The sequence below is a fragment of the Pseudonocardia pini genome, from assembly GCF_013870575.1.
Lineage (GTDB): Bacteria > Actinomycetota > Actinomycetes > Mycobacteriales > Pseudonocardiaceae > Pseudonocardia > Pseudonocardia pini.
In genome coordinates, this window is the sequence record NZ_JACBXB010000364.1 from 1 (window position 1) to 5,361 (window position 5,361).

A 5,361-nucleotide genomic window follows, 5' to 3' on the forward strand; every position below is an offset into this window, starting at 1 on the left:
GCCGCAGCGGCGCGTCGATCGTCATGCCGCAGGACGGCACCTGGCGCCCCACGGACTGGACCACCCTGCGCCTGATCGCGATCTGTCAGATCTCAGCTCTCTAGAGCGGGATCGGCCTTGAGCCGCACCCCGGACAGCCGGAGCCTGCGGGACTCCGCGAGGAGCATCGCGAGCGTCGTGGCGGCCGCCTCGTAGCCGGTGCCGTGCGGCGGGCGGACGTTGGACAGGCAGTTGCGCTCCGAGTCCCGGCGGCCCCGCCTCGGGTCGTAGGTGAGGTAGAGGCCGAGCGAGTCCGTCGAGCTCATCCCGGGCCGCTCCCCCACCAGGACGACGACCGCGCGCGCCCCCAACGCCACCGCGACCTCGTCCCCGAGGGCGACCCGGGCCTGCGTGGCCACCACGATCGGCGCGACCCGCCAGTCCTCCAGCCGCGCGAGGATCTCCCGCAGCATCGGCACCGCGTGGGTGCGCACGGCGAGCGGCGAGAGGCCGTCCGCCACCACGAAGGCGACGTCGTACTCCCCGGCCTCCAGCCCCCCGTCACCGAGCCGTCTGCCCAGGTCAGGGCGTTTCAGGTACTCGGCCCGGTCCGCGGCGGCACTGCGCACCAGCACCGCCTCCCGACCCAGCTCGGCCCTGACCTCGGCGGCCAGCGCCTCGGCGTCGAGCGGGGAGTGGACGGCGTCCCGGGCGGCGGCGTGCGCGGCGCGCAGGGCGAGCAGGTCCGCGGTCGACAACGCGTCCCCCGCCCGCCCGAGCGCCACGCGCGCGCGGGTGGCGGCACGCAGTGCGACGAAGGGATCGTCGGTGGTCACAGGTAGGGCTCGCGGACGTCGTCCTCCGGCGCGGGCTCGGGAGCAGACTCCTCCTCCGCGAGCAGGGCGTCGATGTCGTCGATCATCCCCGCGCCGACCCGGCCGCTCCCGCGGACCGGACGCGACCCCGTCGCCTGCTCGCCGCGGCGCTGCCAGGCCGCCGACCGTCCGTCCGTCACCGCACACCCGCCGTGAGCGCCTTGAGCGCCGACGAGTCCGCGGTGATCTCCCTGATCCGCCCGTCCCCGGTCATCAGCCCCATCCCGTCCAGCCAGCTCGCGAACTCCGGCGCCGGGGCGAGTCCCAGCACCTGACGCGCGTACAGCGCATCATGGAACGACAGCGACTGGTAGTGGAGCATCACGTCGTCCCCGCCCGGCACGCAGATCACGAACCCGCAGCCGGCCACCCCGAGCAGGGTCAGCAGGGTGTCGGTGTCGTCCGCGTCGGCCTCGGCGTGGTTGGTGTAGCAGACGTCCACGCCCATCGGCACGCCCAGCAGCTTGCCGCAGAAGTGGTCCTCCAGCCCGGCCCGGGTGATCTGCTTGCCGTCGTAGAGGTACTCCGGCCCGATGAACCCGACGACGGTGTTGACCAGCAGTGGGTCGAAGGCCCGGGCCACCGCGTAGGCGCGGGCCTCCAGGGTCTGCTGGTCCACGCCGTGGTGGGCGTCGGCCGAGAGCGCGGCGCCCTGGCCGGTCTCGAAGTACATGCAGTTCGTCCCGACGGTCCCGCGGTCCAGGGCAAGGGCGGCCTCGTGCGCCTCGCGGAGCAGCGCGAGGGTCACGCCGAAGCCCTCGTTGGCCGCCTCCGTGCCCGCGATCGACTGGAACACCAGGTCGACGGGGGCGCCGCGGCCCATGATCTCGATCGACGTCGTGACGTGCGCGAGGACGCAGCTCTGGGTGGGGATGGCGTAGCGCTCGCGGATCTCGTCGATCAGCTTCAGCAGGTCGGTGGTGCGCTGCGGGGAGTCGGTGGCCGGGTTGATCCCGACCACGGCGTCCCCGCACCCCAGCAGGAGACCGTCCACGATGGACGCGGTGACGCCGATCGGGTCGTCGGTGGGGTGGTTGGGCTGCAGCCGAGTCGCCATCGTGCCCGGCAGCCCGACGGTGGACCGGAAGGCGGTGACGACCGGGGTCCGGCGGGCCACCGCGATCAGGTCCTGCACCCGCATCAGCTTGGACACCGCGGCGACCATCTCCGGTGTCAGGCCCGCCTTCAGCGCCACGGTGTCGGTGCCCGGGGCGAGCAGGTGGTCGCGGAACCCGCCCACGGTCAGCGACGCGACCGGCGCGAAGGCCGCCGCGTCGTGGCTGTCGACGATCAGCCGGGTGACCTCGTCGGACTCGTACGGGACGACGTGCTCCTCGAGGAAGGTCGCCATGGGGAGGTCGGCGAGGATCCCCTGGGCGGCGACGCGCTCCTGCTCCGACGCGGCGGCGACCCCGGCCAGCACGTCGCCGGACCGCTCAGGGGTGGCCGCGGCCAGCAGCGCCTTCAGGTCCGCGAACTCGTGCGTGTGTCCACCGAGGGTCGTGCGACGTCTCATCCGAGCTCCTTCTCCGCCGCGGCCAGCGCGGCGAACTCCTCGTCCGGGGCGCTCGCCACGAGGTGGTGGCGACTGTAGAAGGCGAAGTAGGCCATGAACACGGCGAACGCACCCAGCGTCCACAGCGCGGCGACGCTGTCCACCAGGAAGGTCGCGATCACCGAGATCACGGCGATGACCAGCGCGAACCCGGTCGTCCAGACACCGCCGGGGGTCCGGTACGGGCGCGGCATGTCCGGCTCGCGGCGGCGCAGCACGATGTGGCTGACCATCATGAGCACGTAGCTCAGGGCCGCCCCGAACACCGCCATGTTCAGCAGCATCGCGCCCTGGCCGGTGAGCGAGAGCAGGAAGCCGATCACGCCCGGGACGATCAGCGCGAGCGTCGGCGCCTTGCGGGAGTTGGTCACCGACAGCACCCGGGGGAGGTAACCGGCGCGGGAGAGTGCGAAGGTCTGCCTCGAGTACGCGTACATGATCGAGAAGAAGCTCGCGACGAGCCCGGCGAGCCCGATGTAGTTGACGACCGTCGCCGCCACCCCCGTCCCCAGGGCCTCGACCAGCGGGTTGCCGGACTCCGACAACGCCTCCGCGCCGAGCGCACCCGTCGACAGCACGAGCACCACGGCCCCGGTCACGAGCAGGACCAGCATGCTCACGACGATCCCGCGCGGCACGTTCTTCTCCGGCTCCGTGGCCTCCTCGGCCGCGAGCGGGACCCCCTCGACGGCCAGGAAGAACCAGATCGCGAAGGGCACCGCCGCCCAGATCCCGATCGCGCCGAACGGCAGGAACGCCGAGGCGCCCGCGGCGTCGGTGGGGGCGATGTCGGTGAGGTTGGCCGTGTCGAAGAGCGGGATCGCGGCGATCGCGAACACCACGAGCCCGACGAGCGCGATCGCCGTGATGACGAACATGGCCTTCAGCGCCTCGCCCGCCCCCGACAGGTGGATGCCGATGAACACGGCGTACACGACGAGGTAGACCCACCAGCCGTCGGTGATGCCGAAGAGGTTCAGCGACTCGACGTAGGCACCGATGAAGGTCGCGATCGCCGCGGGGGCGATGGCGTACTCGAGCAGGATCGCGGTGCCGGTGGCGAAGCCGCCCCACGGGCCGAGCGCGCGCCGGGCGAAGGTGTAGCCGCCGCCCGCGGTCGGCAGTGCGCTGGACAGCTCCGCCATGCCGAGCACCATCGCGAAGTACATCGCCGCGATCACGATGCCGGCGATCAGCAGGCCGCCGAAGCCGCCCTCCGCCAGGCCGAAGTTCCAGCCCGAGTAGTCGCCGGAGATCACGTAGCTGACGCCGAGACCCGCCAACAGCACCCAGCCCGCGGCGCCGGTGCGGAGCTGACGTTTCGCGAGGTAGTCGCCGGAGTCGGAGTTCGTCGGTGTGCTGCTCACGTGGAGCCCCTCCGTCGGTCGGGGTGGGGATGCGGCCCGAACGGTAGGAATGTGCCGTTACGGGCGCCTCACGGCAAGGTTTCGACGCCGCGGGAATACCCTGGGGGGGTATATAGGTTTCGTGCGACGAGCACGAACGGCGGAGCGCGGAGGCGGATGATGGACCAGAAGGAGCAACCGGACGTGGCGACCGGCGAGCACGCGGGGCACGCGGGGCACACTGAGCATGCGGGGCACGGCGGGCACGCCGGCCACGGGGACCATGCCGCGATGTTCCGCACCCGCTTCTGGTGGACCCTGCTGCTCGCCCTGCCGGTGGTCGCGTTCAGCCCGATGTTCGCCGACCTGCTCGGCTACCCCCTCCCCGCGGGCACCGGCTGGATCTCCCCGGTGCTCGGCACGGTGATCTTCCTGTGGGGCGGTGCCCCCTTCCTCACCGGCGCCTGGTCGGAGATCACGGCGCGCCGGCCGGGGATGATGCTGCTGGTCGCGCTCGCGATCACCGTGGCGTTCGTGGCCGGCGCACTCACGACCGCGGGCCTGCTCATGCTGGACTTCTGGTGGGAGCTCGCGCTCCTCGTCGTGATCATGCTGCTCGGGCACTGGCTCGAGATGCGTGCGCTGGGCCAGGCCTCCGGCGCGCTCGACGCCCTCGCCGCCCTCCTCCCGGACACCGCGGAGCGCGTCGGTGAGCACGGCGTCGAGGAGGTCCCGCAGGCCGAGCTGGTCCCGGGCGACGTCGTCCTGGTCCGGTCCGGCGGCCGGGTGCCCGCCGACGGCGTCGTCGTCGAGGGGGCGGCGGAGCTGGACGAGTCCATGATCACCGGCGAGTCCCGCACCGTCTCGCGCGGCGTGGGCGGCCGCGTCGTGGCGGGCACGGTCGCGACCGACTCCGCGATCCGCGTCCGGGTCGACCGGACCGGGGAGGACACCGCGCTCGCCGGCATCCGACGCCTGGTGGAGCAGGCCCAGAGCTCCCGGTCCCGTGCCCAGGCGCTGGCGGACCGGGCCGCGGCGCTGCTGTTCTGGTTCGCCGCGGGCGTCGGCGTGGTGACGTTCGTGGTGTGGTCGCTGGTCGGCGACCTCTCGGAGGCGGTCGAGCGGACCGTGACCGTCCTGGTGATCTCCTGCCCGCACGCCCTCGGCCTGGCGATCCCGCTGGTCATCGCGATCTCGACGGCCCGCGCCGCCCGCGCCGGGATCCTGGTGAAGGACCGGCTCGCGCTGGAGCGCATGCGCACGGTGGACGCCGTGGTGTTCGACAAGACCGGCACACTGACCACGGGCAGGCCCACCGTCGTCGGGATCACCGGTGCGCCGGAGACCCTGCCCCTCGCCGCCGCGGTGGAGGCGGACAGCGAGCACCCACTGGCGAAGGCGGTCGTCGCCGCCATGATCACCGGTTCCGACCCCTCCGCGCCGGATACGGCCTCGACGGGTCAGGGGCAGCGATCACCAGGGCGGGTGACGGGATTCCGGTCGCTGACCGGGCGCGGGGTGCGGGCGACCGTCGACGGGGCCGAGGTCGCGGTCGGCGGGCCGGGGCTGCTCCGTGAGTCCGGCGCGAGCGTGCCCGCGGAGGTCG

At 72.9% G+C, this 5,361-nt stretch carries 5 protein-coding genes; 1 reads left to right on the plus strand and 4 read right to left on the minus strand.

What is annotated here, in order from left to right; all coding sequences use genetic code 11:
• Nucleotides 1-92: 92 nt before the first annotated feature.
• Genes eutC through eat form a run of 4 tightly spaced genes read right to left on the minus strand, consistent with a single transcriptional unit; the run spans nucleotide 93 to nucleotide 3,776 of the window.
• Nucleotides 93-815 (minus strand): ethanolamine ammonia-lyase subunit EutC, encoded by a 723-nt coding sequence (gene eutC, locus H5J29_RS19520; RefSeq protein WP_181782490.1) that lies wholly within the window; start codon nucleotides 813-815, stop codon nucleotides 93-95.
• Entirely contained in the window at nucleotides 812-994 is a 183-nt protein-coding gene (locus H5J29_RS36270) for a hypothetical protein (RefSeq protein ID WP_181782491.1), read from the minus strand. The genes eutC and H5J29_RS36270 overlap by 4 nt, the downstream gene beginning before the upstream one ends.
• Nucleotides 991-2,370 carry an ethanolamine ammonia-lyase subunit EutB gene (locus H5J29_RS19530; protein ID WP_181782492.1) on the minus strand — a complete coding sequence of 460 codons (1,380 nt, stop codon included), beginning with the start codon at nucleotides 2,368-2,370 and terminating at the stop codon, nucleotides 991-993. Before H5J29_RS19530 ends, H5J29_RS36270 begins: the two co-directional genes overlap by 4 nt.
• On the minus strand, nucleotides 2,367-3,776 hold the full coding sequence (gene eat / locus H5J29_RS19535) for an ethanolamine permease (RefSeq protein ID WP_181782493.1): 1,410 nt from the start codon (nucleotides 3,774-3,776) through the stop codon (nucleotides 2,367-2,369). The genes H5J29_RS19530 and eat overlap by 4 nt, the downstream gene beginning before the upstream one ends.
• A 156-nt stretch (nucleotides 3,777-3,932) precedes the next feature.
• On the opposite strand from eat, the gene H5J29_RS19540 reads away from it, so the two are divergent.
• The coding region (locus H5J29_RS19540; RefSeq protein WP_246394064.1) for an HAD-IC family P-type ATPase at nucleotides 3,933-5,361 on the plus strand (1,429 nt) is incomplete at its 3' end.

Bases quoted from the DNA above. Each gene is read 5' to 3' on its own strand.
- H5J29_RS19530 (WP_181782492.1), bottom strand. From the start codon at position 2,370: ATGAGACGTCGCACGACCCTCGGTGGACACACGCACGAGTTCGCGGAC.